This is a genomic window from Streptomyces sp. NPDC048018, assembly GCF_043202995.1.
Classification (GTDB): Bacteria; Actinomycetota; Actinomycetes; order Streptomycetales; family Streptomycetaceae; genus Streptomyces.
Window position 1 is genome coordinate 710,962 of the sequence record NZ_JBIDBK010000004.1, and the last position, 22,620, is coordinate 733,581.

24 protein-coding genes are annotated in these 22,620 nt (G+C 73.5%); 13 read left to right on the plus strand and 11 right to left on the minus strand.

Annotated elements, in window-relative coordinates; genetic code table 11:
• Positions 1 to 3 precede the first annotated feature (3 nt).
• A complete protein-coding gene (locus ACGF1Z_RS19265; RefSeq protein WP_393005407.1) occupies positions 4 to 1,380 on the plus strand; it encodes a trehalose-6-phosphate synthase in 1,377 nt (458 codons plus the stop codon).
• Positions 1,381 to 1,504: 124 nt separating this feature from the next.
• Here ACGF1Z_RS19265 and otsB read toward each other — a convergent pair whose 3' ends face one another.
• The 3 genes from otsB to ACGF1Z_RS19280 form a co-directional block, all read right to left on the minus strand.
• Complete coding sequence (otsB, locus tag ACGF1Z_RS19270; RefSeq protein WP_393005409.1) at positions 1,505 to 2,356, minus strand: trehalose-phosphatase; 852 nt, start codon at positions 2,354 to 2,356, stop codon at positions 1,505 to 1,507.
• A gap of 76 nt (positions 2,357 to 2,432) precedes the next feature.
• Entirely contained in the window at positions 2,433 to 2,672 is a 240-nt protein-coding gene (locus ACGF1Z_RS19275) for a DUF3263 domain-containing protein (protein ID WP_393005411.1), read from the minus strand.
• Positions 2,673 to 2,682: 10 nt separating this feature from the next.
• The gene (locus ACGF1Z_RS19280; RefSeq protein WP_393005676.1) at positions 2,683 to 3,939 is read right to left on the minus strand and encodes an ABC transporter substrate-binding protein; all 1,257 of its coding nucleotides are present in this window, start codon (positions 3,937 to 3,939) and stop codon (positions 2,683 to 2,685) included.
• Positions 3,940 to 4,357: 418 nt separating this feature from the next.
• Here ACGF1Z_RS19280 and ACGF1Z_RS19285 point away from each other — a divergent pair, with 418 nt between their 5' ends.
• The 4 genes from ACGF1Z_RS19285 (at position 4,358) to ACGF1Z_RS19300 (ending at position 8,103) form a co-directional block, all read left to right on the plus strand.
• Positions 4,358 to 5,335 carry an ROK family protein gene (locus ACGF1Z_RS19285; RefSeq protein ID WP_393005413.1) on the plus strand — a complete coding sequence of 326 codons (978 nt, stop codon included), beginning with the start codon at positions 4,358 to 4,360 and terminating at the stop codon, positions 5,333 to 5,335.
• Positions 5,335 to 6,480 (plus strand): N-acetylglucosamine-6-phosphate deacetylase, encoded by a 1,146-nt coding sequence (nagA, locus tag ACGF1Z_RS19290; RefSeq protein WP_393005415.1) that lies wholly within the window; start codon positions 5,335 to 5,337, stop codon positions 6,478 to 6,480. Before ACGF1Z_RS19285 ends, nagA begins: the two co-directional genes overlap by 1 nt.
• Before the next feature lie 123 nt (positions 6,481 to 6,603).
• A complete protein-coding gene (locus ACGF1Z_RS19295) occupies positions 6,604 to 7,542 on the plus strand; it encodes a 1-phosphofructokinase family hexose kinase (protein WP_393005678.1) in 939 nt (312 codons plus the stop codon).
• A gap of 192 nt (positions 7,543 to 7,734) precedes the next feature.
• Positions 7,735 to 8,103, plus strand: a complete 369-nt coding sequence (locus tag ACGF1Z_RS19300; RefSeq protein WP_393005417.1) for a hypothetical protein — start codon at positions 7,735 to 7,737, stop codon at positions 8,101 to 8,103.
• Positions 8,104 to 8,177: 74 nt separating this feature from the next.
• Here ACGF1Z_RS19300 and ACGF1Z_RS19305 read toward each other — a convergent pair whose 3' ends face one another.
• Positions 8,178 to 9,131: a carbohydrate-binding protein gene (locus ACGF1Z_RS19305; RefSeq protein WP_393005419.1), complete on the minus strand. Its 954-nt coding sequence runs from the start codon at positions 9,129 to 9,131 to the stop codon at positions 8,178 to 8,180.
• 120 nt (positions 9,132 to 9,251) lie between these two features.
• The gene (gene cdgB, locus ACGF1Z_RS19310; RefSeq protein WP_393005421.1) at positions 9,252 to 10,940 is read right to left on the minus strand and encodes a diguanylate cyclase CdgB; all 1,689 of its coding nucleotides are present in this window, start codon (positions 10,938 to 10,940) and stop codon (positions 9,252 to 9,254) included.
• Between the two features lie 290 nt (positions 10,941 to 11,230).
• Here cdgB and ACGF1Z_RS19315 point away from each other — a divergent pair, with 290 nt between their 5' ends.
• Complete coding sequence (locus tag ACGF1Z_RS19315) at positions 11,231 to 11,806, plus strand: flavin reductase family protein (protein ID WP_393005423.1); 576 nt, start codon at positions 11,231 to 11,233, stop codon at positions 11,804 to 11,806.
• 34 nt (positions 11,807 to 11,840) lie between these two features.
• Here ACGF1Z_RS19315 and arfB read toward each other — a convergent pair whose 3' ends face one another.
• Positions 11,841 to 12,278, minus strand: coding sequence for an alternative ribosome rescue aminoacyl-tRNA hydrolase ArfB (gene arfB, locus ACGF1Z_RS19320; protein ID WP_393005425.1), 438 nt, complete (start codon positions 12,276 to 12,278; stop codon positions 11,841 to 11,843).
• A 124-nt stretch (positions 12,279 to 12,402) separates the two neighbouring features.
• Between arfB and ACGF1Z_RS19325 the strand changes: the two genes are divergently transcribed.
• Entirely contained in the window at positions 12,403 to 12,978 is a 576-nt protein-coding gene (locus tag ACGF1Z_RS19325; RefSeq protein WP_128984990.1) for a TerD family protein, read from the plus strand.
• Positions 12,979 to 13,039: 61 nt separating this feature from the next.
• Complete coding sequence (locus tag ACGF1Z_RS19330; RefSeq protein WP_393005428.1) at positions 13,040 to 13,555, plus strand: GNAT family N-acetyltransferase; 516 nt, start codon at positions 13,040 to 13,042, stop codon at positions 13,553 to 13,555.
• A 52-nt stretch (positions 13,556 to 13,607) separates the two neighbouring features.
• Here ACGF1Z_RS19330 and ACGF1Z_RS19335 read toward each other — a convergent pair whose 3' ends face one another.
• Together ACGF1Z_RS19335 and ACGF1Z_RS19340 are read right to left on the minus strand one after the other, a co-directional pair.
• Positions 13,608 to 15,026 carry a M1 family metallopeptidase gene (locus ACGF1Z_RS19335; RefSeq protein ID WP_393005430.1) on the minus strand — a complete coding sequence of 473 codons (1,419 nt, stop codon included), beginning with the start codon at positions 15,024 to 15,026 and terminating at the stop codon, positions 13,608 to 13,610.
• Positions 15,027 to 15,166: 140 nt separating this feature from the next.
• Positions 15,167 to 15,715 (minus strand): heme-binding protein, encoded by a 549-nt coding sequence (locus tag ACGF1Z_RS19340; RefSeq protein ID WP_393005432.1) that lies wholly within the window; start codon positions 15,713 to 15,715, stop codon positions 15,167 to 15,169.
• Between the two features lie 294 nt (positions 15,716 to 16,009).
• On the opposite strand from ACGF1Z_RS19340, the gene ACGF1Z_RS19345 reads away from it, so the two are divergent.
• The 4 genes from ACGF1Z_RS19345 to ACGF1Z_RS19360 are packed head-to-tail and all read left to right on the plus strand — an operon-like array spanning position 16,010 to position 19,615.
• Positions 16,010 to 17,167 (plus strand): sensor histidine kinase, encoded by a 1,158-nt coding sequence (locus ACGF1Z_RS19345; protein ID WP_393005434.1) that lies wholly within the window; start codon positions 16,010 to 16,012, stop codon positions 17,165 to 17,167.
• A complete protein-coding gene (locus tag ACGF1Z_RS19350) occupies positions 17,164 to 17,802 on the plus strand; it encodes a response regulator (protein WP_393005436.1) in 639 nt (212 codons plus the stop codon). Before ACGF1Z_RS19345 ends, ACGF1Z_RS19350 begins: the two co-directional genes overlap by 4 nt.
• A 58-nt stretch (positions 17,803 to 17,860) precedes the next feature.
• Positions 17,861 to 19,072, plus strand: coding sequence for an FAD-dependent monooxygenase (locus ACGF1Z_RS19355; protein WP_393005438.1), 1,212 nt, complete (start codon positions 17,861 to 17,863; stop codon positions 19,070 to 19,072).
• A 42-nt stretch (positions 19,073 to 19,114) separates the two neighbouring features.
• A complete protein-coding gene (locus tag ACGF1Z_RS19360; RefSeq protein WP_393005440.1) occupies positions 19,115 to 19,615 on the plus strand; it encodes a hypothetical protein in 501 nt (166 codons plus the stop codon).
• A 191-nt stretch (positions 19,616 to 19,806) separates the two neighbouring features.
• Here the strand turns inward: ACGF1Z_RS19360 and ACGF1Z_RS19365 are convergent, their stop codons facing one another.
• Positions 19,807 to 20,469 (minus strand): pentapeptide repeat-containing protein, encoded by a 663-nt coding sequence (locus ACGF1Z_RS19365; protein WP_393005442.1) that lies wholly within the window; start codon positions 20,467 to 20,469, stop codon positions 19,807 to 19,809.
• A gap of 137 nt (positions 20,470 to 20,606) precedes the next feature.
• Here ACGF1Z_RS19365 and ACGF1Z_RS19370 point away from each other — a divergent pair, with 137 nt between their 5' ends.
• Positions 20,607 to 21,605: a zinc-binding dehydrogenase gene (locus tag ACGF1Z_RS19370; protein ID WP_393005444.1), complete on the plus strand. Its 999-nt coding sequence runs from the start codon at positions 20,607 to 20,609 to the stop codon at positions 21,603 to 21,605.
• Positions 21,606 to 21,696: 91 nt separating this feature from the next.
• Here the strand turns inward: ACGF1Z_RS19370 and ACGF1Z_RS19375 are convergent, their stop codons facing one another.
• A complete protein-coding gene (locus ACGF1Z_RS19375; protein WP_393005446.1) occupies positions 21,697 to 22,032 on the minus strand; it encodes a hypothetical protein in 336 nt (111 codons plus the stop codon).
• A gap of 99 nt (positions 22,033 to 22,131) precedes the next feature.
• Complete coding sequence (locus ACGF1Z_RS19380; RefSeq protein ID WP_393005448.1) at positions 22,132 to 22,602, minus strand: GNAT family N-acetyltransferase; 471 nt, start codon at positions 22,600 to 22,602, stop codon at positions 22,132 to 22,134.
• Between the last annotated feature and the right edge of the window lie 18 nt (positions 22,603 to 22,620).

Genomic DNA, 22,620 nt, shown 5'->3' on the forward strand with positions numbered 1-22,620 from the left:
CATATGGCTTCTGTCCTCGTGGCATCGAACCGCGGCCCGGTCTCCTACACCGTGCGTGACGACGGCTCCCTGGACACCCGGCGGGGCGGCGGCGGGCTCGTCTCGGGTCTCAGCGCCGTCGCGTCGGAGGGCGCGGCGGAGGACGGCCTCTGGGTGTGCGCGGCGCTCGGCGACGCCGACCGGGAGGCGGTGCGGCGCGGGGTGGCCGAGCCGGGCGTGCGGATGCTGGACATCGACCCGGAGGTGTACGCCGACGCGTACAACGGCATCGCGAACTCGGTGCTGTGGTTCCTCCACCACCACCTGTACGACATCCCGCGCGAGCCCGTCTTCGACGCGGCCTTCCGCCGCCGCTGGGAGTCGTACCGCGCCTACAACCGCGCCTTCGCCGAGGCCCTGGCCGAGGCGGCCGACGACGGCGCGGCGGTGCTCGTGCAGGACTACCACCTGGCGCTGGTGCCCGGGCAGCTGCGGGCGCTGCGCCCCGACCTGCGGATCGCGCACTTCACGCACACCCCGTGGGCCTCGCCGCAGTACCTGGGGATGCTCCCGGACGACGTGCACCACGAGCTGGTCGAGGGCATGCTCGGTGCCGACGAGGTCGGCTTCCACACCCGGGCCTGGGCGTCCGCCTTCCTCGCCGACCCGCTGGTCGAGCGGGCCGCCGACGCCACGCGGGTCGCGGTGCACCCGCTCGGCGTGGACGCCGGGGAGCTGCGCGCGCTCGCCCACCGCCCCGAGGTCGACGAACGGCTCGCGGCCCTGCGGGCCGAGGTCGGCGACCGGAAGACCATCGTCCGCGTCGACCGCACCGAGCTGTCCAAGAACATCCTGCGCGGCCTGCTGGCCTACCGGGAGCTGCTGACGACCCGCCCCGAGTGGCGCGGCCGGGTCGTCCACCTCGCCTCCGCCTACCCCTCCCGGCAGGACCTGGAGGTGTACCGCGCGTACACGGCCTCGGTGGGCGAGCTCGCGGAGCGGATCAACGAGGAGTTCGGCACACCGGACTGGCGGCCCGTCCTGGTCTCCGTCCAGGACGACTTCACCCGCTCCCTCGCCGCCTACCGGATGGCCGACGTGGCCCTCGTCAACCCGGTGCGCGACGGCATGAACCTGGTCGCCAAGGAGATCCCCGTGGTCTCCGACGCGGGCTGCGCCCTGGTGCTCTCCCGGGAGGCCGGCGCGTACGAGGAGCTGCGCGCCGACGCCCTCACGGTGAACCCGTACGACGTGACGGGCACCGCCGAGGCCCTGCACGAGGCCCTGTCGATGCCGGCTCCGGAACGCGCCGACCGCACGAAGCGCCTCGCGGCGGCCGCGACGGCGCTCCCGCCGCAGCGCTGGTTCCTGGACCAGCTGGAGGCCCTGCGGGCGCTCTGACGAACGACCCCGGCGGACCGGCGCCGGCCCTTCGACGCCGCCTTCGGCCCGGAGGCCCCCGAAGCGGCCTGCCCCACCGGGAGGTCCTGGCCCCGGTCCGCCCGCGGTGGGGGTGCGGAGGCTGCTACGCCCCCGGGCCGAGCGCCTCCGCCACCCCCGCCAGGAAGTCCACGACCGCCGCCGGGCCCGGGACCGTGAGGTCGGCGCGGCCGGCGAGCTCGGGGACGGCCTCGGAGGCGGCGGCGGAACAGACGAGGAGGCCGGGGGTGCCGTCCGAGCGGAGTTTCTCGACGGCGGCGTAGGCGGCCAGGTCGCCCAGGTCGTCTCCGGCGTAGAGGACGGAGCCGGCGCCGGTCTCGCGGACGTACTCGGCGAGGGCGACGCCCTTGTCCATGCCCGGGGGCCGGAGTTCCAGCACCATGCGGCCGGGTTCGAGGACCAGTCCGTGGCGCGCGGCCAGGTCGCCGAGGGGGCCCTTCAGGGCCTCGAAGGCTCCCTGGGGGTCCGCCGCACGGCGGGTGTGGACGGCGACCGCGCGGCCCTTCTCCTCGATCCACGTGCCGGACCAGGCCCCCACGCGGTCCAGGAAGCCGGGCAGCTCGGCGCGGACCGAGGCGACGCCCGGGTGGGGTGCGGCGGCGTGGACGGTGCCGGAGACGGCATCCCAGCGCTCGGCGCCGTAGTGGCCGAGGACGACCAGGTGCTCCAGGCCGGGGACCCCGGCGAAGCCTCCGTAGCGGACCGCGACCCCGGCGGGGCGGCCGGTGATCACGGCGACGGAGGCCACCCGCGGGGCGAGGGCGGCCAGGGCGGGCACGGCGCCGGGATGGGCGCGGGCCTGCTCCGGGTCGGGGACGATCTCGGCGAGCGTCCCGTCGAAGTCGAGGGCGACGACGGCCTTCTCCGGGCGCGCGAGCAGCGCGGCCAGACCGTCTCGGCCGGCGGTGGTGGTCGGGTGCGGAAGGCGGCTGACCATGCTCACGACCCTACCGAGGGATCGCGTCCGCGTCAGCGCCACCACCCCCGGCACCCGTTCCGGCGGCGGCACCGCCTCAGCGGCGGGCTTCCCTCTCGGCCCTGACCCGGCGCAGGCGGTTGACCGTCACCGGGTCGTGGACGAGGGCCCTCGGGTCGTCGAGGAGGGCGTTGAGCAGCTGGTAGTAGCGGGTGGCGGAGAGGCCGAGCTGTTCGCGGACGGCCCGCTCCTTCGCGCCGGGGCCCGGCCAGGAGCGCCGCTCCATGGCCAGGACGGCCCGCTCGCGCTCGCCCAGCGCGCCGGATTCGGTGGTCATACAGACCAACTTATTCCGCGCTCTCCGCCGCCGTCGCCTCGCGGGCGATCCGCCCGAGGATCTCGGACGGCTTGGCGTCGGGCCGGACCGTCTTGCCGATGTCCTTCTTCACCCGGCCGCTGACCTGCGCCCAGGAGGTCTTGCCGACGGGCGGCAGCTGGGAGTCGGGCAGCGCCTCCAGGAACTCGCGGAGGCTCGCGTGCTCGGGCGCGGACTGCATGGCGGCGGAGGCGGTGACGGTGGCGGGCAGCAGGTCGTTGTCGCCGGCGAACTTCAGCACGTTCTCGTCGCTGAAGACGAAGTCGAGGAAGGCGCCGATCTCCTTGCGGTGCCCGTTCTGCCGGAAGCCCATGATCCAGTCGGCGACGCCCATGGTGGCCCTGGCCTTGCCGTCGGCGCCGGGCAGGGCGACCTTGCCGACCCTGACGCCCTTCTTCTCGGCCTCCTGCATCAGGGACGGGTGCCCGTTGAGCATGCCGACCTCGCCGCGGGTGAAGGCGGCGAAGGCCTCCTTGCGGTTGAGCTCGCCGGGGGCGACGGGGCCGGTGAGGCCCTCGGCGACCAGGTTCTTCCGCAGCCAGTCGAGGGTGCGGATGTTCGCCTCGGAGTCGATCCGGTAGTGGCCGGTGTCGTCGGTGTAGCCGCCGCCGCCGCTGAGCAGCCACATCAGCGTCTCCGCCTGGGCCTCCTCGGGCCCGAGCGGCAGCGCGAAGGGGTACGCGACGCCCTTCTTCCTGAGCTTCCCGGCGGCGGCCGCGAGCTCGTCCCAGGTGGTCGGGGGCTGGTCGATGCCGGCCCGGTCGAACAGGTCCCGGTTGAAGAAGAGCAGCCGGGTCGAGGCGACGAAGGGCAGGCCGTACTGGGTGCGCTTGTACTCCCCGGCGTCGACGAGCGGGGCCAGGAAGTTGGCCTGGACCGGTATGGAGAGCATCTCGTCGGCGGAGTAGAGGTCGCCGGCGGCCGCGTAGTCGGCGTACGCGCCGATCTGGGCGATGTCGGGCGCCCGGCCGGCCTTGACGAGCCCGGCGACCTTGCTGTCGACGTCGTTCCAGGACTCGACCTGGACCTGCACCTTCACACCGGGGTTCTTCGCCTCGAAGGCGGCGACGAGGCCGGCCCAGTACTTCTTGGTGGAGTCGCCGCCGGTGAGGTCGTAGTCGGCGGCCACGAGCGTGAGGGTGACGTCTCCGCCGTCGCCGCTCAGCGTGCCGCAGCCGGAGAGGCCGGCGGTCAGACCGAGAGCGGTGGCCGCCGCGGCCAGTCCAATGAATCGTCGCCGCTGCACAGCCGTAACCCACCCTTTGCTCGTCGTCGAGGTTTTGGTCGGCCGCAAGTTTCTCCCAGCTGCTCACCGGAGGTCTACACCACTCGCATATCGCTTTTGCAACGCATTCGCGCGCGCACCGCGTCCGGCTCCGTACGTTCTGGCAGAATCTGCCGCGCTTTCCTTCTGGTCTGGACCAAGCAGGGCCTTGCCCCACCCACCCCGCGGCCACCCCACCGGACCCCGCGGCCCGCGTACGGAATGCCCCCGCGATCCGCCCGGCAGCGCGGTCCCGGCGCCGGGCGGACGGGCTCGACGGGAGAGTCGCGGCCGGGGCGCGCCGCCGGGGATTTGTATCCGACCGCAACAATCCTCCGCAGTGGACTAGACCTTTCGGGGGATCTCGCGCCAGACTGTCCCCGTGAGACACGTCATCGCCCTCGATGTGGGCGGCACCGGTATGAAGGCCGCCCTCGTCGGGACGGACGGCACCCTGCTCCACGAGGCCCGGCGTGCCACCGGGCGCGACCGCGGGCCCGAGGCCGTCGTCGAGACGATCCTCGGGTTCGCCGAGGACCTGCGCGCCCTCGGCCGGGAGCGGTACGGCGAAGCCGCCGCGGCCGCCGGCGTCGCCGTGCCCGGCATCGTCGACGCCGAGAACGGCATCGCCGTCTACGCCGCCAACCTCGGCTGGCGCGACGTCCCGATGCGCGCGCTGCTCAGCGACCGCCTCGGCGGCATCCCCGTCGCCCTCGGGCACGACGTGCGCACCGGTGGCCTCGCCGAGGGCCGGATCGGCGCCGGCAACGGCGCCGACCGCTTCCTCTTCGTCCCGCTCGGCACCGGCATCGCCGGCGCCATCGGCATCGGCTCCGCGATCGAGGCCGGCGCGCACGGCTACGCCGGCGAGATCGGGCACATCGTCGTCCGCCCGGGCGGCACCGCCTGCGGCTGCGGCCAGCGCGGCTGCCTGGAGCGCTACGCCTCCGCCTCCGCCGTCTCCCTGGCCTGGGCCGCGGCCTCCGGCGACGCCGAGGCCGACGCCGCCGACTGCGCCAAGGCCGTCGAGTCCGGCGACCCCCGGGCCGTCCGCGTCTGGCAGGAGGCGGTCGACGCCCTCGCCGACGGGCTGGTCACCGCGCTCACCCTGCTGGACCCCCGCACGCTCATCATCGGTGGCGGTCTCGCCGAGGCCGGGGAAACCTTGTTCACACCCCTTCGGGCCGCGGTGGAGGAGCGCGTCACGTTCCAGAAGCTGCCCGCCATCGTCCCGGCGGCCCTCGGGGACACCGCCGGATGCCTGGGCGCGGGCCTCCTCGCCTGGGACCTGCTCGCCGACGGGCGGCCGACCGACGAGCAGCCGACCGACCGCCCCACCGACTCGGAGGTATCCGCCTGATGGCCGTTTCCACAGTTCTCACGGGGGCCCGCGTGGTGCTGCCGACCGGGGTCGTCGAGAACGGACGAGTGATCGTCGAGAACGGCCGTATCGCCGGCAGCGCGGCGCAGGACGCCCCCGCGCTCGACCTCTCCGGCCACTGGCTCGTGCCCGGCTTCGTCGACATGCACAACCACGGCGGCGGCGGCGCCTCCTTCACCTCCGGCACCGTCGACGAGATCCTCACCGGCGTCCGCACCCACCGGCTGCACGGCACGACCACCGTCGTCGCCTCCTTCGTCACCGGCGACATGGACTTCCTCGCCCGCCGCGCGAGCCTGGTCGCCGAGCTCGCCGAGCAGGGCGACATCGCCGGCATCCACTTCGAGGGCCCGTTCATCTCCCCCTGCCGCAAGGGGGCCCACGACGAGACGCTGCTGCGCGACCCCGACCCGGCGGACGTGCGCAAGCTGATCGACGCGGCCCGCGGGCAGGCCCGCATGGTCACGCTCGCGACCGAGCTGCCGGGCGGCATCGACTCCGTACGGCTGCTCGCCGAGCACGGCGTCATCGCCGCGATCGGGCACACGGACGCGACGTACGAGCAGACGCAGGCCGCCATCGACGCGGGCGCCACCGTCGCCACCCACCTCTACAACGCGATGCCCGGCCTCGGGCACCGCGCACCCGGCCCGATCGCCGCGCTCCTGGAGGACGAGCGGATCACCGTCGAGCTCATCAACGACGGCACCCATCTCCACCCGGCCGCCCTGGAGCTGGCGTTCCATCACGCGGGCCCGGAGCGGGTCGCCTTCATCACCGACGCGATGGACGCGGCCGGCTTCGGCGACGGGCGCTACATGCTCGGCCCGCTGGAGGTCGAGGTGAAGGACAGCGTGGCGCGGCTCGTCGAGGGCGGCTCGATCGCCGGCTCGACGCTCACCCTCGACCGCGCGTTCAAGCGCGCGGCCACCGTCGACGGGCTGCCGGTGGAGTCGGTCGTCCAGGCCATCTCCGCCAACCCCGCCCGACTCCTCGGCGTGTACGACCGGGTCGGCTCGCTCGAGCCCGGCAAGGACGCCGATCTCGTCGTCCTCGACGCGGACTTCGAGCTCAAGGGCGTGATGCACAAGGGCGCCTGGGTGGTTGAGCCCCAAGTGGGCTGATTTCGATCCCCGTCGTCACCGGGTGTCGCACGGCGGTTGGTCCCGGGGTCTGGGCCAACCGCCTTCTCTTTGGCATGATCAGGGCGCTGACAGCCGGTGACAGAGACGACGGGGGTGGGTCCGGTGATCCTCACGGTCACCCTCAACACGGCGCTGGACCTCACGTACCGGGTCCCCGCGCTCGTCCCGCACGCCTCGCACCGGGTCACCCAGGTCATCGAACGCCCCGGCGGCAAGGGCCTCAACGTCGCCCGCGTGCTCGGCGCCCTCGGCCACGAGACGGTCGTCACCGGCTTCGCCGGCGGCGCCACCGGCGAGACCCTGCGCGCCCTGCTCGCCCGGACGACCGCCGGACAGCCGGTCCGCGACGCCCTGGTGCCGACCTCGGGCGCGACGCGCCGCACCGTCGCCGTCGTCGACGCCGCGAGCGGCGACACCACCCAGCTCAACGAGCCCGGACCCGCCATCACCCCGGCCGAGTGGACCGCGTTCACCGAACGCTTCACCGAACTCCTCGACGGGGCACGGGCCGTGGCCCTGTGCGGCAGCCTGCCACCGGGCATCCACGTCGGCGCGTACGCGGAACTCGTCCGCCTCGCCCGCGCCGCCGGCGTCCCCGTCCTCCTGGACACCAGCGGCGAGCCGCTGCGCCGCGGCATCGCCGCCCGCCCCGACCTGGTGAAGCCCAACGCCGAGGAGCTCGCCCAGCTCACCGGCTCCCGGGAACCCCACCGCGCCACCCGCGACGCCCGCCGCCGCGGCGCCCACGCGGTCGTCACCTCGCTCGGCCCCGACGGCCTCCTCGCCGCCACCCCGGACGGACTCTGGCGGGCCGCCCCGCCCGCCCCCGTGAAGGGCAATCCGACCGGCGCGGGCGACTCGGCCGTCGCCGCGCTCCTCGCCGGAGTCGTCGACGGCGCCGACTGGCCCACCCGCCTCGCCCACGCGTGCGCCCTCTCGGCCGCCACCGTGCTCTCCCCGGTCGCCGGCGAGTTCGACGCGACGGCGTACGAGGCCCTGCTCCCGCGCGTCACCGTCCACGAGCCGGCGACGGCGGCGTAGCGCACCACCGAGTCCACACGGGTCACCCACCGCGACACCACTTCGTCCGCTTTACGTCATTTTTGTGGCCGATACTCCTCTTTTCGACCCTCGGTAAATCATCTTGGATGTCTCCACGACCCGATTAATCGAACGGAGACTCGAATGCGTGGGAAGCGGATAGCTGCAACGTTGGGCACCGTCGTGGCTGCAATGTCCCTGACCCTGTCCATGTCCAGCTCCGCCTACGCGGCAAATAACGGCGTGAGGGGCTGCAGCACCACTGGCGCGTACGGGGACTACTACTACGACAATTACCACGGCCCTGATGCCACGATCAGCATCAAGATGAGCCTCATGGACTCCCTCGCCGACGGGAACAGCGTCCGCGTCAGGATGCTCTCCAAGGACGTCCACGGGCGGTGGGTCTTCTGGCCCTGGCACACGAACAGCAGTGGAAACGGCACCACGAAGACCTGGCAGACCACGGCCTCGTACCGCGGGGGTCTCTTCGATATCGGTATCCAGGTAGCTCGGATGAACCCCGACGGAACCGTCAAGAACAGCTGCACCGACTGGTAACGGAAAAGGCCGTGAGGCTGACGCGCTGAGGAGTCGCCTCACGGCCTTCCCGGCATCCAGTGACGGGTCGACCGTCAGTTCGTCACATGCCCCGACTTCAGCGAGACCTGGTCGAGTATCGCGTCGCACTGGTCGCCCGCTTCGCAGGAGATCTTCAACGCGTTCCCGCCCTTCTTGAGCGAGACGTAGGCATAGGTGTTGGTCCAGCCCTTCGCCCAGTCCCCTTCCGCGGCCTTGGCGAAGTTCGACATGTTCAGCGAGCGCGGCTGGGTGTCATTGACGGTCAGCGAGGTCTTGGCGTCCTTGCCCGGCACGCTGTAGGTGATGTAGAGCGTGTATTCGCCGTCCTGCGGCACGTCCACGGTCCAGCTCGCCGAGCCGCCTGGCCCGTTGAAGTTCACGTAGGCGCCGTCCGCGCCCTTCGCACCGGCGATGTCCCGGGCGAGGGTCGCCGGCCCGCCCAGCTTCAGCGTCGCAGCGTCCTGCTTCGGGAGTTGCTGCGGGGGCTGCGAGGGCTGGCTGGGGTCGGTGGACGGGGTCTCGGAGACGACGGTGGACGTGCCCGTCGGGGTGCCGCCCGAGCCCGCCGTGTCGTTCTCGTCGCCGGTGTTGCTGATCACCGCCGCCGTGATGCCGATCACGACGACCGCGACGACCGCCACGGCACCGATGAGCAGGCCCCTGGTGTTGGGGCCGCCGCCGCGCGGACCGGACGGCACCGGGGGCACCGGCCGGGTGGGGGCGCCGCCGTTGTAGGTCTCGGGGGCCGCGTACTGGGGGTGCGGCTGGCCGTAGCCCTGCTGGTGCGGGACCTGGCCCTGGGCGGCATGGCCGCCGTACTGCCGCTCGCCGACCGTGCGGACCTGGTTGTACGAGGTGCGGGGAACGCCCGGCTGCGCCGCCGGACCCGGGTAGCCGTAACCGCCGCCCTGGGGCGGCTGGGCACCCGCGGCCTGTCCGTCCGCGTACAGGTAGCCGAACGGATCGTCGTCCTCGGGGGTCTTCGCGCCGTCGTTACCGGCAGCCATCCGGGTCACTCCTTCTTGCCTGCTCGCCAGCCGTCGCCGACCGGCCGAGCCTACCTCGAACGGCCCTGCCGGCGGTTCGGCGAGGTGTGTACGACCGGTGAACGACCCTGCCCGGTCCGGCTAGCCGGCCCGCCGGTGCACCTTCGAACGGGACCGCTTCTCGATGTACATCCGCTGGTCGGCGCTGTTCAGGACCTCTTCGACGGACATGCCGCACTCGGCCCAGCCGATGCCGAAACTGGCCCCGACGCGCACCGCCCGCCCGTCGACCCGGATCGGCGGGATGATCGCGTTCCGCAGCCGGACGGCGAGGTCGGCGGCGTCGGCCGCGCCCAGGCCGTCGGCGAGGACGACGAACTCGTCGCCGCCGAGGCGGGCGACCGTGTCCCCGTCCCGGACCCCGGTGGTGAGGCGGCGGGCGACCTCGATGAGCACGGCGTCGCCGGTGTGGTGCCCGAAGCGGTCGTTGATCGACTTGAAGCCGTCCAGGTCGCAGAAGAGGACCGCGAGGCCTTTCGTGCCGTCGTCGACCTCGCCGCCGGTGGGGGCCACGATGTGCAGGTGGTGGTCGTACGGCCCGGCACCGCCGCCGACCGGCGAGAAGCCGAAGCCGTGCTCCTGCTCGTAGTCGTACGGCGACTCGAAGCCGTCCGTGGAGGCGGCCACCGGATCCCCCGCGGCGGCGAAGGGACGCTCGCAGATCCGGGCGGAGAGCCGGGACCGGAGCTCGGCGCTGTTGGGGAGACCGGTCAGGGCGTCGTGCGAGGCACGGTGGGCGAGCTGGAGCTCGTGCCGCTTGCGCTCCTCGATGTCCTCGACGTGGGTGAGGAGGAAGCGGGGGCCGTCGGCGGTGTCGGCGACGACCGAATTGCGCAGGGAGACCCAGACGTAGGTGCCGTCGCGGCGGCCGAGGCGCAGCTCGGCGCGGCCGCCCTCGGCGGAGGTGCGGAGCAGGGTGCCTATGTCCTCGGGGTGGACCAGGTCGGCGAACGAGTAGCGCCGCATCACGGAGGCGGGGCGGCCGAGGAGCCGGCACAGGGCGTCGTTGGTGCGGAGCAGCCGGCCGTGCTGGTCGCCGCCCATCTCGGCGATGGCCATGCCGGACGGCGCGTACTCGAAGGCCTGCCGGAAGGACTCCTCGCTGGCGCGCAGCGCCTGCTGCTCGCGCTCCAGGCGGACCAGGGCGCGCTGCATGTTGGAGCGCAGGCGGGCGTTGCTGATCGCGATGGCGGACTGCGAGGCGTACATCTGGAGCGCCTCGCGGCCCCAGGGGCCCGGGTGGCGGCCGTTGCGCGGGCGGTCGACGGAGATGACGCCGAGCAGCTCGCGGCCGGAGCCGCCCGAGGACCCGCCTCCCGGGCGGGTCGAGCCGAGCCGGGGGGAGTACATCGGCGCGTAGAGGCGGTCGTGCGGGTGCCACTCGTCCTCGAAGCGGGGGGCCGGGCCCTCCGTGTGCCACTGCGGGACGTCGTCCTCGATGAGCACCCAGCCCTCGGTGTGCGGGATGAAGCGCAGGTCGCCCCAGGCCTCGCCCATGGACAGGCGGCGGTCCCAGGAGGCGCGGGAGCCGACCCGGCCGGTGATCAGGGCTTCCGCGGCGGTGCTGCCGGCGAAGGCGGCGACGACCAGATCGCCGTCGGGGCGCACGAGGTTGACGCAGGCCAGCTCATAGTTGAGCCCCGCGACGATGCCGTCGGCGACGGCCTGCAGAGTGTCCGCCAGGCTGCGGGCGGTGTTGAGGTCCGCCACGACCTGATGCAGCTGCCGCAGGGTCGCAAGACGGACGTACGGCTCCGACTCGGTCTCCATCGCTCGCTCTCCCCGAGACCTCGACAGCTGACTCCTGGGTTCTCATCGGCTTCATGGGCTTCGTGGTGCACTGTCCCCGCCACTGAATCACAGCGAGCTGTGCACCCGGTACACAGGGTCAACAAATACTGGGCTCTGTGACTCAAGTCACAGGTGGGCGCGGGGTCTTGCGAACGGCACGTGAACAGGGCGGGACGGGCCGGGGAAGGGGGTCCTAGGACCGCCGGGGGAAGTCCGGCTGGTCCCGGGGCCCGATGCAGGGCTCCCGCCGTCCGGACTAGCGTGCGAGGGTGCTGCAGAAGACCCTCACCCAGCCCACCGCCCGGCCCACCGCCCACGACCTGGCGATCCCTCATGCTGAGGGGGTGAGCAACGACGAGTTCAAGGCCGCGATGGCCCGGCTGGCGGCCGGCGTCGTCCTGGTGACGGCCCACGACCCGGACGACGGGCCGCACGGCGAGGACGTCGGCATGACGGCCACCGCCTTCCTCTCCGTCTCGCTCGACCCGCCCCTGGTCCTGGTCAGCCTCCGCAACGACTCCCGCATGGACGACCTGCTCGCCGAGGTGCCCGTGTGGGCGGTCTCCGTGCTCTCCGAGAGCCAGCGGCACATCGCCGGCCGCTTCGCGATGAAGGGCCGCGTCAGCGACCGGCTGCTCTTCGCCGACGTGCCGTACACCCGCGGCCCGCACAGCCACGCGCCCCTGATGGGCGGCGCGCTCGCCACGCTCGAGTGCCGCACCGAGAGCCGCGTGGTCGCCGGCGACCACACCCTGGTCGTCGGCCGCGTCCTCGCCACGACCCTCCCCTCCTCGGAGGGCGGCCCGCTCACCTACTTCCGCGGCCGCTACCGCACCCTGGCCTGACGCCCACCCGGGCCCGGCCCGGGGCGGGGCCGTCTCAGCCCCAGTCGCGGCCCTGGCGGCCGCGCTTCGTGTCGGCACGCTGCTTCTTCTCCCGCAGCCGCCGCTCGTTGATCCCGCGCGGGATCTTCGTCGCGCGCCGCGGCTTCGGCGGCGGGGCCGTCGCCTCGGCGAGCAGGGCCGCCATGCGCACGGCGGCCGTCTCGCGATTGCGCCACTGGGAGCGGTGCTCCGAGGCGCGGACGGTGACGACCCCGTTCACCAGGCGCGGGGCCAGGCGTTCCAGGGCGCGCGCCTTCCACACCTCCGGCAGGGCCTCCGTCGCCGCCAGGTCGAAGCGCAGCTCCACCTGCGAGTCGCTGGTGTTGACGTGCTGCCCGCCCGGCCCGGACGACCGCGAGAAACGCCAGTGGAGCTCGGCCTCGGGAAGGGAGACGGAGCCACGGATGGGATACGGACCGGACATGTCTTCCATGTTCCCCGGAGGCCGGTCGATGCGTCACCCTGTTTTCGCCCGGGAACCACCGGGCCTCCGTGCGCGTTCTTCCAGACACGATCACCGGCACCACCGCGTGGCACCACGAGGAAAGGGACTTCCCATGGCTGTAAGCCTCTCCAAGGGCGGCAACGTCTCGCTGACCAAGGAGGCTCCGGGCCTCACGGCCGTCACCGTGGGCCTCGGCTGGGACGTCCGCACGACCACGGGCACCGACTTCGACCTCGACGCCTCCGCCATCGGCGTCGACGCCGCGGGCAAGGTCGTCTCCGACGGGCACTTCGTCTTCTTCAACAACAAGTCCACCCCCGACCAGACCATCGTCCACACCGGTGACAACCGCACCGGCGAGGGCGGCGGCGACGACGAGCAGATCAACGTCAACCTGGCGGGTCTCCCGGCCGGCGTCGACAAGATCGTCTTCCCGGTCTCCATCTACGACGCGGTGAACCGCTCGCAGAACTTCGGCCAGGTCCGCAACGCGTACATCCGCATCGTGAACCAGGCCGGCGGCGCCGAGATCGCCCGCTACGACCTGTCGGAGGACGCCGCCGTCGAGACCGCCATGGTCTTCGGCGAGCTCTACCGCAACGGCGCCGAGTGGAAGTTCCGCGCCGTCGGCCAGGGCTACGCCTCCGGCCTGGAGGGCATCGCCCGCGACTTCGGCGTCAACATCTGACCCGGCCCCGCGCGTGACCCGGAGCCCCGGCGCCCGAGCGCCGGGGCTCTACGCTTGCCCGGTGATCGTCGAACCGCTGACCGCCGGGGACCCGTACGACCTCCCCGGCCCGCTGCTCACCGAACTCACCGGGCTGTACGCCTCGAACGAGGAGTTCCAGGAGCTCAGCGGCGACTTCCCGGACCCCCGCCGCATCCGGCCCGAGCAGGTCGCCGCCGCCCTCGCCGGGGAACTCGCCCAGCCCACCGCGGAGGTGCTGCTCGCCCGCTCCGAGGGGCGCCTGGTCGCGATCGCCGTCACCCTCGCCCACCACCCCGACCCGGCCGACCCCGACCCCTGGATCGGCCTGCTCATGGTGCACGCCGACGCGCACCGCGCGGGCTTCGGACGCCGGCTCGCCGCGCACGTCGAGGAGGACTTCCGCTCCCGGGGACGCACCGGCCTGCGCCTCGCCGTCCTCGTGGACAACCCCCGCGCCCTCGCCTTCTGGACCTCCCTCGGCTACCAGGAGACGGCCCGCCGGCCCGACCTGGCGCACGGCCGGCCGTGCGTCGTGCTGCGCAAGGAGCTCTCGTGACCCGGTGCCCGGCCACCGCTGCCCGGCCCCGCCCGGGCCGGAGCGACCGGCCTCAGTCCGTGGGCTCGTCCGGCTTCCCGTCACCGTGGAGCCACACGTCCCACAGGCCGCTCAGGTCCCGGCCCGCCACCGACTCCGCGTACGCCGTGAAGTCCTCGGTGGTCACGGTGGCGTGACGGTGCTTCGTGGGCCAGCCCTCCAGGATCTCGAAGAAGGTGTCGTCGCCGACCTCCTGGCGGAGCCGGTGCAGCACCATCGCGCCCCGCTGGTAGACCGGCGCGGCGAACAGGTCCTCCGGGGTACGGGGCGCGGCGGGCGGGAAGGCCCAGGCCGCGTCGTCCGCGAAGGCCCTCTCGAAGGACTTCTGCGCCGGGGTGTGCGCGAAGTCCTCGGCGTAGAGCCACTCCGCGTACGTCGCGAAGCCCTCGTTCAGCCAGATGTCCTTCCAGCTCGCGGGCGAGACGGAGTCGCCGTACCACTGGTGGGCCAGCTCGTGGACGAGGGTGGGCGTGTCGAAGGAGGAGGCGGGGAAGACCGGGCGGGTCTGGGTCTCCAGGGCGTAGCCGACGTCGTCGTCGCGTTCCACGACCGCCCCGGCCGCGGCGAAGGGGTAGGGGCCGAAGTTCTCCTTCTGCCAGTCCAGGATCTCCGGGATCCGGGCGCGCAGCGCGGCCGTCTGCGCGGCGACCTCCGGGTCGGCCGCGGTGAGGACGGGGACCGTGCCGCCCGCGCCGGCCGCGGACGTCGTGGAGCTCGTGTCGTAGCGTCCGATCGCGAGCATCGCGAGGTAGCTCGCCATCGGCTCGGCGGCGTGCCAGGCGGACGTGGTGCGCCCGCCGGGCGCCTGCTTCTCCGAGGTCAGAACGCCGTTGGACAGGGCCTTCAGCCCGGCCGGGACGGTGATCGTGATGTCGTACGCGGCCTTGTCGGACGGGTGGTGGTTGCCGGGGAACCAGGCCATCGAGCCGGTCGGTTCGCCGAGCGCCAGGGCGCCGTCGGCGGTCTTCAGCCAGCCCTCCTCGGAGCCGTCCGAGTCGGTGATCGTCTGCGGCAGGCCGCCGTAGGTGACGGTCGTGCGGAACTCCGCCCCGTCCTCGATCTCGTCGCGCGGGCGCAGGGTCAGCTCGTTGCCCGCCCGGTTGACCGAGGCGGGCGCCCCGTCGACGGTGGCGCCGCGGACGGTGAGGCCGGCCAGGTCCAGGTTGAAGGCGCTGAGGTCCTGGGTGGCCTTCGCGGTGATCTCGGCGCGGCCGTCGAGGCGCCCGGTGGCGGGGTCGTAGGAGAGGGTGAGCGCGTAGTGGCTCACGTCGTAGCCGCCGTTGCCCAGCTTGGGGAACAGCGGGTCGCGCAGCCCGGCGGCCCCCGGGGTGCCCCGCACCCCTCCCCCGGCACCCGGGCCGGTGCAGCCCGCGGCGAGCAGGGCGAAGGCGACGGCCACGGCTCCGGCGCGGACTCGGCTGCGTGTGTTCACGAACCGATCCTAAGCAGGCACACGCCTCCGGGCGTCCGCCCGCCGGACGGGCGTACCGGTCCGCGCCCGTGCCCGCGGGCACGGATCAGCGGCGCCCGGTGGGGGAACCGGACGCCGCTGACGTGGGTGGGGCCGCGCGGTCAGTCACCGAGAGACGCCACGCCGGCCTGGGCGAACTTCTCGTCGAGGTCGCCGGAGGGGGCGCCGGCCACGCCGATGCCGGCGATCGGGCCGCCGTCGGCGGTCACCGGGGCGCCACCGGCCAGGAAGAGGGTGCCGGGGATGTCCTTCAGGTTCGGCGCCTGGGCGAGGCGGCCGGCGAGGACGGAGGTCGGCGCGTTCCAGGACACGGCGGTGTACGCCTTCTTCACGGCCGACTCGTAGGACTGCGGGCCGGCGCCGTCACCGCGCAGGGTGACCAGCGTGTTGCCGTTGCGGTCGACGACGGCGACGGACACCCGCTGGTGCTCCTTCTCGGCGGCCTTCAGCGTGACCTGCGCGGCCTTCGTCGCGGCCTCGATCGTCAGGTGCGTGGTCTGCCGCAGGTGGTCGCGGTCCGCGTCGGCCTTCTCGGCGACGGCCGCGGCCGGGGCGGCCTGCGGGGCGGAGGCGTTCGCGGACACGGCGCCGAAGGTGCCGGCGGCGAGGACGACCGCGGCGGTGGTGCCGAGGAGGAACTTCTTCTTCATGGCGGGCTCCTGGGTTGAGGGGGGAAGGGAGGCTGTTCCGTTCGCTCTGCATCGATCCTCGGCCCGGAACAGGCCCGCGACGGTCCACGTTCCGGCTGCCCTCGCCGCGCATCATGGAGGACCCGGACGTCAGCCGATCGGTTGATGCCCGGATGGTCCCCCTGGGCCAGGATGGACACGTATCCCCAGGTCGGACGGGCGACGACCGGACGGCCACGCGGCGCGCCCACGACGCGGCGGATCGGCCGGAGGCCCACGGCGCCGTACGACGACGCACCAGGAAGCAGGTGGACGATGGACCGTGACCCGGACGCACGCTGGCTCGCGCGGGTCATGCACGTCGCCTTCTTCCTCCTCCTCGGCGCCTCCCTCGCCCGCTTCCTGCTGCGCCACCCCTGGGAGGACCGCAGCCCCTGGATCGTCGCGCTGTCCGGCGCGCTCGCCTCCCTCTACCTCCTCGGGCCGGTCCTCGGCACCCGCGCCACGCCCCGCCGCATCGCCTGGCTCTGCACGGTCGTCACCGTGTGGATGGTCCTCGTGGTGCTCGCACCGAGCTTCGCCTGGTGCGCGGTGCCGCTCTTCTACACGGGCCTGCGCACCCTCCCGCCGCGCGCGGCGTTCGGTCTCGTCGCGCTGCTCACCGTCTTCGTCGTGACCGCGCAGGTGCAGCTCTCGCACGGCGGCTTCGACCCCAACCTGGTCATCGCCCCGCCGGCCGTCGCCGCCATCGCGACGGCGGTCTTCGTGCACGCCGAGCGGCAGGCCGACCGGCAGCGGGCCCTCATCGAGGACCTCATCCGCACCCGCCGGGAACTGGCCGCGACCGAGCGACGCGAAGGCACCCTCGCCGAGCGGCAGCGCCTCTCCATGGAGATCCACGACACCCTGGCCCAGGGCCTGTCCAGCCAGCAGATGCTGCTGCAGGCCGCCGACCGCACCTGGGACGCCGACCCGTCGACCGCCCGCCGCCACGTGCGCACGGCCGAGTCGATCGCCGAACGGAACCTCGCCGAGGCCCGCCGCTTCGTCCACGACCTGGCCCCCGCCGACCTCGCCGGGGGCGGCGGCCTGGAGGAGGCGCTGCGCGGGCTGGCCACCCGCGAGTCGGCCGCCTTCCGGGTCGACGGGGCGCCCGTGCCGCTGCCGGACCGGGTGCAGTCGGCGCTGCTGCGGATCGCCCAGGGCGCCCTCGCCAACATCCGCGAGCACTCCGGGGCCACCTCGGCCGCCCTCACCCTGACCTACCTCGACGACCAGGTCGTCCTCGACGTCGCCGACGACGGACGCGGATTCGACCCCGGGGACCGGCCGGCCGACACCGGGGTACGGGGCCACGGACTGCCCGCCATGCAGGTGCGCGCCCGGCAGCTGGGCGGCACCCTGACGATCGAGTCCGCCCCCGGCGAGGGCACCGTGCTCTCGGCCGCGATCCCGCTGGAGGTACACCCGTGAACGCCCCGGCCCGCGAAGCCGTCCGCATCCTGCTCTGCGACGACCACGCCGTCGTCCGCGCCGGCCTGCTCGCCCTCCTCGGCAGCTCCCCCGACATCGAGGTGGTCGGCGAGGCCGGCAGCGGCGAGGAGGCGGTCGCGATGGCCTCCCACCTGCGGCCGGACGTGGTGCTGATGGACCTCCAGCTCGGCACCGGCATCGACGGCGTCGAGGCGACCCGGCGGATCGCCCCGACCGGCGTCCACGTCCTCGTCCTCACCACCTACGACACGGACGCCGACATCACCCGGGCCATCGAGGCGGGCGCCACCGGCTACCTCCTGAAGGCCGAGCGGCCCGAGGAGCTGTTCGCCGCGATCCACTCGGCCGCCCAGGGCCGTACGACGCTGTCGGCCCCGGTCGCCGGCCGGGTCATGGACCGGATGCGGGGCGCGGCGGCGCCGAGCCTCACCGACCGGGAGCGCGACATCCTCGGGCAGCTCGCGCACGGCCTCGGCAACCGCGACATCGCCCGCGCCCTGTTCATCAGCGAGGCCACGGTCAAGACCCACCTCGGCCGGATCTACGCGAAGCTCGGCGTCGACACGCGCGCCGGAGCGGTGGCGGTGGCGAAGGAGCGGCGACTGCTGCCGTAGGACTGCTACTGTGCGTTGCCGTTCGGGCGCACTGTGTCAGGTTCTCGTGGGAGCACGCGTGAAGATCACCATCGTCGGCGGCGGGCCGGGCGGCCTGTACTTCTCGATCCTGATGAAGCGCCAGGACCCCTCCCACGACGTCACCGTGTACGAGCGGAACCCGGCCGGCTCCACCTACGGCTGGGGCGTCACCTACTGGGCGGGACTGCTCGACAAGCTGCGCGCGGGCGACCCGGAGTCCGCGGAGGCCATCGCCGCCGCCTCCGTCACCTGGACCGAAGGCGTGGCGATCGTCCGCGACCGGAGGACCGTCCACCGGGGCGACGCGGGCTTCGGCATCGGACGCCGCCGGATGCTCGACCTGCTCGCCGACCGGGCCCGGGAGCTCGGCGTCGAGGTCGTCCACGAGCACGCCGTCGACGGCCCGGACGCGCCCGAGCTCGCCGGCGCCGACCTCGTCGTGGCCGCCGACGGGGTGAACAGCGCGCTGCGCGAGGCGCACGCGGACCGCTTCGGCCCCGGACTCGCCGACGGCCGCAACCCGTACATCTGGCTGGGCACGACGAAGGTCTTCGACTCCTTCAGCTTCGCCTTCAAGGAGACCGGGCACGGCTGGATCTGGTGCTACGCATACGGCTTCAGCGGCGAGCGGTCCACCTGTGTGGTGGAGTGCGACCCGGACACCTGGACCGGCCTCGGGCTGGACCGCATGAACGAGGCCGACAGCCTGCGCCTGCTGGAGAAGCTGTTCGCCGACCTCCTCGACGGGGAGCCGCTGATCGGCCGCGAGCACGCCGACGGCAGCGCCCAGTGGCTCACCTTCCGCACCCTGACCAACCGCGCCTGGCACCACGGCAACCTGGTGCTGCTCGGCGACGCGGCCCACACCACCCACTACTCGATCGGCGCGGGCACCACCCTGGCCCTGGAGGACGCGCTCGCCCTCGCGGCCGCGCTGCGCCCGGCGCCCGCCGGCGACCGGCTGGACGCGGCCCTCGGCGCGTACGGCGCGCGCCGCCGCGCGGAACTCGTCCCGGCCCAGAGCGCCGCCCGCTACAGCGCCCAGTGGTACGAGAACCTCCCCCGCTACATGAGCCTGGAGCCGGACCGGATGTTCGCCCTGCTCGGCCAGCGCCACTCGCCGCTCCTCCCGCACATCCCGCCGCAGCTCTACTACCGCCTCGACCGCGCGGCCAGCGGCCTGGAGCCGCTGCGCCGGCTGAAGCGCTGGCTGGGGCCGCGGCTGGCGCGGGCGGCCCACGGGCGCTGAGGTGCGGGCGGCGGCCCCGTCCCGGCATGGGACCATCGATCCGTGCTCGACATCGGCTACTCCCTCTCCCGCCGCTTCCCCGACCCGCCGCAGACCGACTACCGCCACGCGGACGTCCGGGCGCTGCGCCACGACCTGTTCTGCGGTGACGTCTACCTCGCGGACACGGAGAAGGACGAGGAGGTGTCCACCGCCTGGGGATGGGTGCCGGTACTCGACTTCGCGTGGGCGCTGTGCGACATCGTCGAGCGGATCGACCGCGACCCGCGCGGCAGCCGCGCCGCACAGCCCCAGTACGCGGAGCTCGACTTCACCGAGTCCTCCGACGTCATGATCTTCGAGCGCCGCTTCGGCTGGGTGGAGGTCGAGGCCGACTGGATGCCGGGCGACCAGCCGCCGCTCACCTTCAACCACGCCGAACTGCGCCGCGAGGCCCGCGATTTCCTGCACGACCTGATCGCCGACCTGACCGACATGCACGAGGGCCTGGCGGACAACCCGGTGGTCTGGGACCTGCAGGCCCGCTTCCCCCGGGTCTCCTGACCGCCCCGGGCACCCGAGGCCTCCGCCCACGCCCTACCGTCAGGCCCACGCCCTACCGTCAGGCGCCCGCCCCGCCGCCCGGCGCACGCCCCGTCTCCGCAGGACCCGCCCGCCGGACCCGCCTGCCGCACCGGCCGGGTGCGCGCCGCCGCACCGGCCGAGTCCGGGCCGCCGCGCCTCCGCCGCCCGTGTTACGCGTCCTCCACCCGCACCCCCAGCTGCGCCGCGAACAGCGGTGCCAGGTCGAGCAGCTGCGCCGTGGAGATCACGGCGCCCGCCAGGGCGTCCACGCCCCGCGCGATGTCGATGCGCTGGACCGTGCGCAGATCGACGTCCTTCAGCCGCGCCCGGTGGAAGTCGACACCCGCCAGCACGCAGTCCCGGAACTCCACCCGCTCCAGGACCGCACCGCCGAAGTCCGGCTCGTCCAGCACACACCCCTCGAAGACGACGTCCTTGAGCCGGGCCTCGCGCAGATTCAGGTAGTCGATCTTCCCTCCCCGCACCCACACCCGCTCCAGGACGGCACCGTGCAGCTGCACACCGCCGAGCCGCGCGTCCACGACCTCGACGTCCCGCAACTGCGCCTCGCCGAGGTCCGTCCCCACGCCCCGGACCCCCTCCAGCACGGAGTCGAGGAAGCGTGCCGCCGTCAGCCGCGCCTCGTCGAGTCCGCAGTCCCGCAGGGCACAGTCCAGGAACCGCGCCCCGGCTCCGTTCTGCCCGACCAGGTCGAGCCCTTCGAGCAGGAGCGAGTCGTAGTCCCCGTCGGGCTCCAGCCCCCCGCCGTACCGCTCCAGGCCGGGCAGCCGCACCTCGGGCCGGCGCACTTGCGGAACCGTCTTCTTCCTCATGCGGCCATGGTGGCGCACGCCACTGACACGCACCCGGGATCCGTCGCCCGACCGGCCTTGACCTCAAGCGGACTTGAGGTCGGAGGCTGTGGGACGTCACAGAGCGATCCGACGACCCGACGCACAGGGAGCAGACCATGCATGCCATCCGCCTCCACGCCTTCGGCCCGGCCGAGAACCTGACGTACGAGGAGATCGAGGACCCGGTCCCCGCACCCGGCCAGGTCCGCGTCAAGGTGGCGGCGGCCGGCGTGCACCTGCTGGACACGGCCCTGCGCGAGGGCATGACCGGACCGTTCCCCGCCCCCGCCGCACTCCCCACCGTCCCCGGGCGCGAGGTCGCGGGCACGGTGGACGCGCTGGGCGAGGGCACGGACCCGTCCTGGCTGGGCCGGCGGGTCGTCGCCCACCTGGGCACGGCGCCCGGCGGCTACGCCGAACTGGCCGTCACCGACGCCAGCCGCCTCCACGCCCTTCCCGACCACCTCGGGGAGGCCGAGGCGGTCGCCATGATCGGCACCGGCCGCACCACCCTCGGCATCCTGCAGTTCACCGCACTCGGCCCCGACTCGATCGCCGTCGTCCCGGCCGCCGCGGGCGGCATCGGCACGCTCCTCGTGCAGTACGCGAAGAACGCGGGCGCCACGGTCATCGGCCTGGCCGGCGGCCCGGCGAAGGTCGCAAGGGTGCGGGAGAACGGCGCGGACCTGGCGGTCGACTACACCGAACCGACCTGGCCGGAGCAGGTCCGCGACTACCTGGGGGACCGCCGGGCGACGGTGGTCTACGACTCCGTGGGCGGCGCGACGGGCCGGGCGGCCGTGGACCTCCTCGGCAAGGGCGGCCGGCACATCGTCTTCGGCTGGTCGAGCGCGGGCCTCCACGACGGCGAGCCCCTCACGTTCACCGACGAGGAACTCGGGGAGCGGGGCATCACGTCCGAGAGCGTCCTCGGCCCGGTCATGATCCGGAAGGCCGGCGGCGACATCCGCCACCTCGAACTCGCCGCCCTCGCCGCGGCCTCGGCCGGCACCCTCCGCCCGGCCGTCCACCGCTTCCCGCTCGCCGAGGCGGCACGGGCCCACCGCGCCCTGGAGACCCGGGGCACGATGGGCAAGGTGGTCCTGATCCCCTAGTCCGGGGACGATCGGACCGGCAGCCGGCGGAACGGGACCGCCCGGCCGGCGGCGGCCGGCGCCGGTGGACCCGGGCGGCGACGGCGGACGGTCAGACCCCGAGCACGTCCCAGGAGTGCCCCTTGAACTCCTTCAGGAAATCGGGGTGGTCCTCCCACATCCGGGCGATGGAGCGCAGCACGTCCCAGTTGTGCTCCAGCGCCTGGTCCACCACCTGGCGCAGCTCGGGCGCCGACTCCCGCTTCTCCACGAGCCCGTTCACGGCCGAAGCGGCCTGGACGGTGTACCGCAGCGCACGCAGCGCACGCGAGGTGTCGTCCATCCCGAACCCGTGATCGCTCCCGTTCCCGGGATCGAAGAGCGGCGTGAGCCGCGCCTCGACGAAAGCGGTGATCCGCTCGAAACGCTGCCGAATGTCGTTGTCCATGCCCCTTTCCTACCTCACGCCGCGGACAGCGCAGGACGACCCCCGCGCCAGGGGACGCGGGGGTCGTCGACCGGGGCAGGACCCCGGAGACCACGGGCTCTAGGACCCCAGCCCCGTCAGCGCCTCGTCCGTCAGGCGGTACACCGTCCACTCGTCCTGCGGGCGCGCGCCCAGGGACTCGTAGAAGTCGATCGACGGCTTGTTCCAGTTCAGGACCGACCACTCCAGACGCTCGTATCCACGGGCCACGCAGAGGCGGGCCAGCTCGGTGAGGAGGGCCTTGCCGTGGCCGCCGCCGCGGAGCTCCGGGCGGACGTACAGGTCCTCCAGGTAGATGCCGTGGACCCCGCGCCAGGTCGAGAAGTTGAGGAACCACAGGGCGAAGCCGGCCACGTCGCCGGAGTCCGTCTCCGCGATGTGGGCATAGGCGGCGGGATGCGGGCCGAAGAGGGCCTCGTGAAGCTGCTCGGGAGTCGCCCGGACCTCGTCCAGGGCCTTCTCGTACTCCGCGAGGTCACGGATGAGCTGATGGATGACCGGAACGTCGGCCGGCGTGGCGGTACGGATCATGAGGCCAGGGTGCACCCC

Excerpts from the sequence above, each read along its gene's own strand:
- nagA (WP_393005415.1), top strand. The coding sequence starts at position 5,335 with ATGGCCGTTTCCACAGTTCTCACGGGGGCCCGCGTGGTGCTGCCGACC.
- ACGF1Z_RS19370 (WP_393005444.1), top strand. The coding sequence starts at position 20,607 with ATGCATGCCATCCGCCTCCACGCCTTCGGCCCGGCCGAGAACCTGACG.
- ACGF1Z_RS19325 (WP_128984990.1), top strand. The coding sequence starts at position 12,403 with ATGGCTGTAAGCCTCTCCAAGGGCGGCAACGTCTCGCTGACCAAGGAG.
- ACGF1Z_RS19345 (WP_393005434.1), top strand. The coding sequence starts at position 16,010 with ATGGACCGTGACCCGGACGCACGCTGGCTCGCGCGGGTCATGCACGTC.
- ACGF1Z_RS19265 (WP_393005407.1), top strand. The coding sequence starts at position 4 with ATGGCTTCTGTCCTCGTGGCATCGAACCGCGGCCCGGTCTCCTACACC.
- cdgB (WP_393005421.1), bottom strand. The coding sequence starts at position 10,940 with ATGGAGACCGAGTCGGAGCCGTACGTCCGTCTTGCGACCCTGCGGCAG.
- arfB (WP_393005425.1), bottom strand. The coding sequence starts at position 12,278 with ATGGAAGACATGTCCGGTCCGTATCCCATCCGTGGCTCCGTCTCCCTT.
- ACGF1Z_RS19340 (WP_393005432.1), bottom strand. The coding sequence starts at position 15,715 with ATGAAGAAGAAGTTCCTCCTCGGCACCACCGCCGCGGTCGTCCTCGCC.
- ACGF1Z_RS19300 (WP_393005417.1), top strand. The coding sequence starts at position 7,735 with ATGTCCCTGACCCTGTCCATGTCCAGCTCCGCCTACGCGGCAAATAAC.
- otsB (WP_393005409.1), bottom strand. The coding sequence starts at position 2,356 with ATGGTCAGCCGCCTTCCGCACCCGACCACCACCGCCGGCCGAGACGGT.
- ACGF1Z_RS19305 (WP_393005419.1), bottom strand. The coding sequence starts at position 9,131 with ATGGCTGCCGGTAACGACGGCGCGAAGACCCCCGAGGACGACGATCCG.
- ACGF1Z_RS19380 (WP_393005448.1), bottom strand. The coding sequence starts at position 22,602 with ATGATCCGTACCGCCACGCCGGCCGACGTTCCGGTCATCCATCAGCTC.
- ACGF1Z_RS19275 (WP_393005411.1), bottom strand. The coding sequence starts at position 2,672 with ATGACCACCGAATCCGGCGCGCTGGGCGAGCGCGAGCGGGCCGTCCTG.
- ACGF1Z_RS19365 (WP_393005442.1), bottom strand. The coding sequence starts at position 20,469 with ATGAGGAAGAAGACGGTTCCGCAAGTGCGCCGGCCCGAGGTGCGGCTG.
- ACGF1Z_RS19375 (WP_393005446.1), bottom strand. The coding sequence starts at position 22,032 with ATGGACAACGACATTCGGCAGCGTTTCGAGCGGATCACCGCTTTCGTC.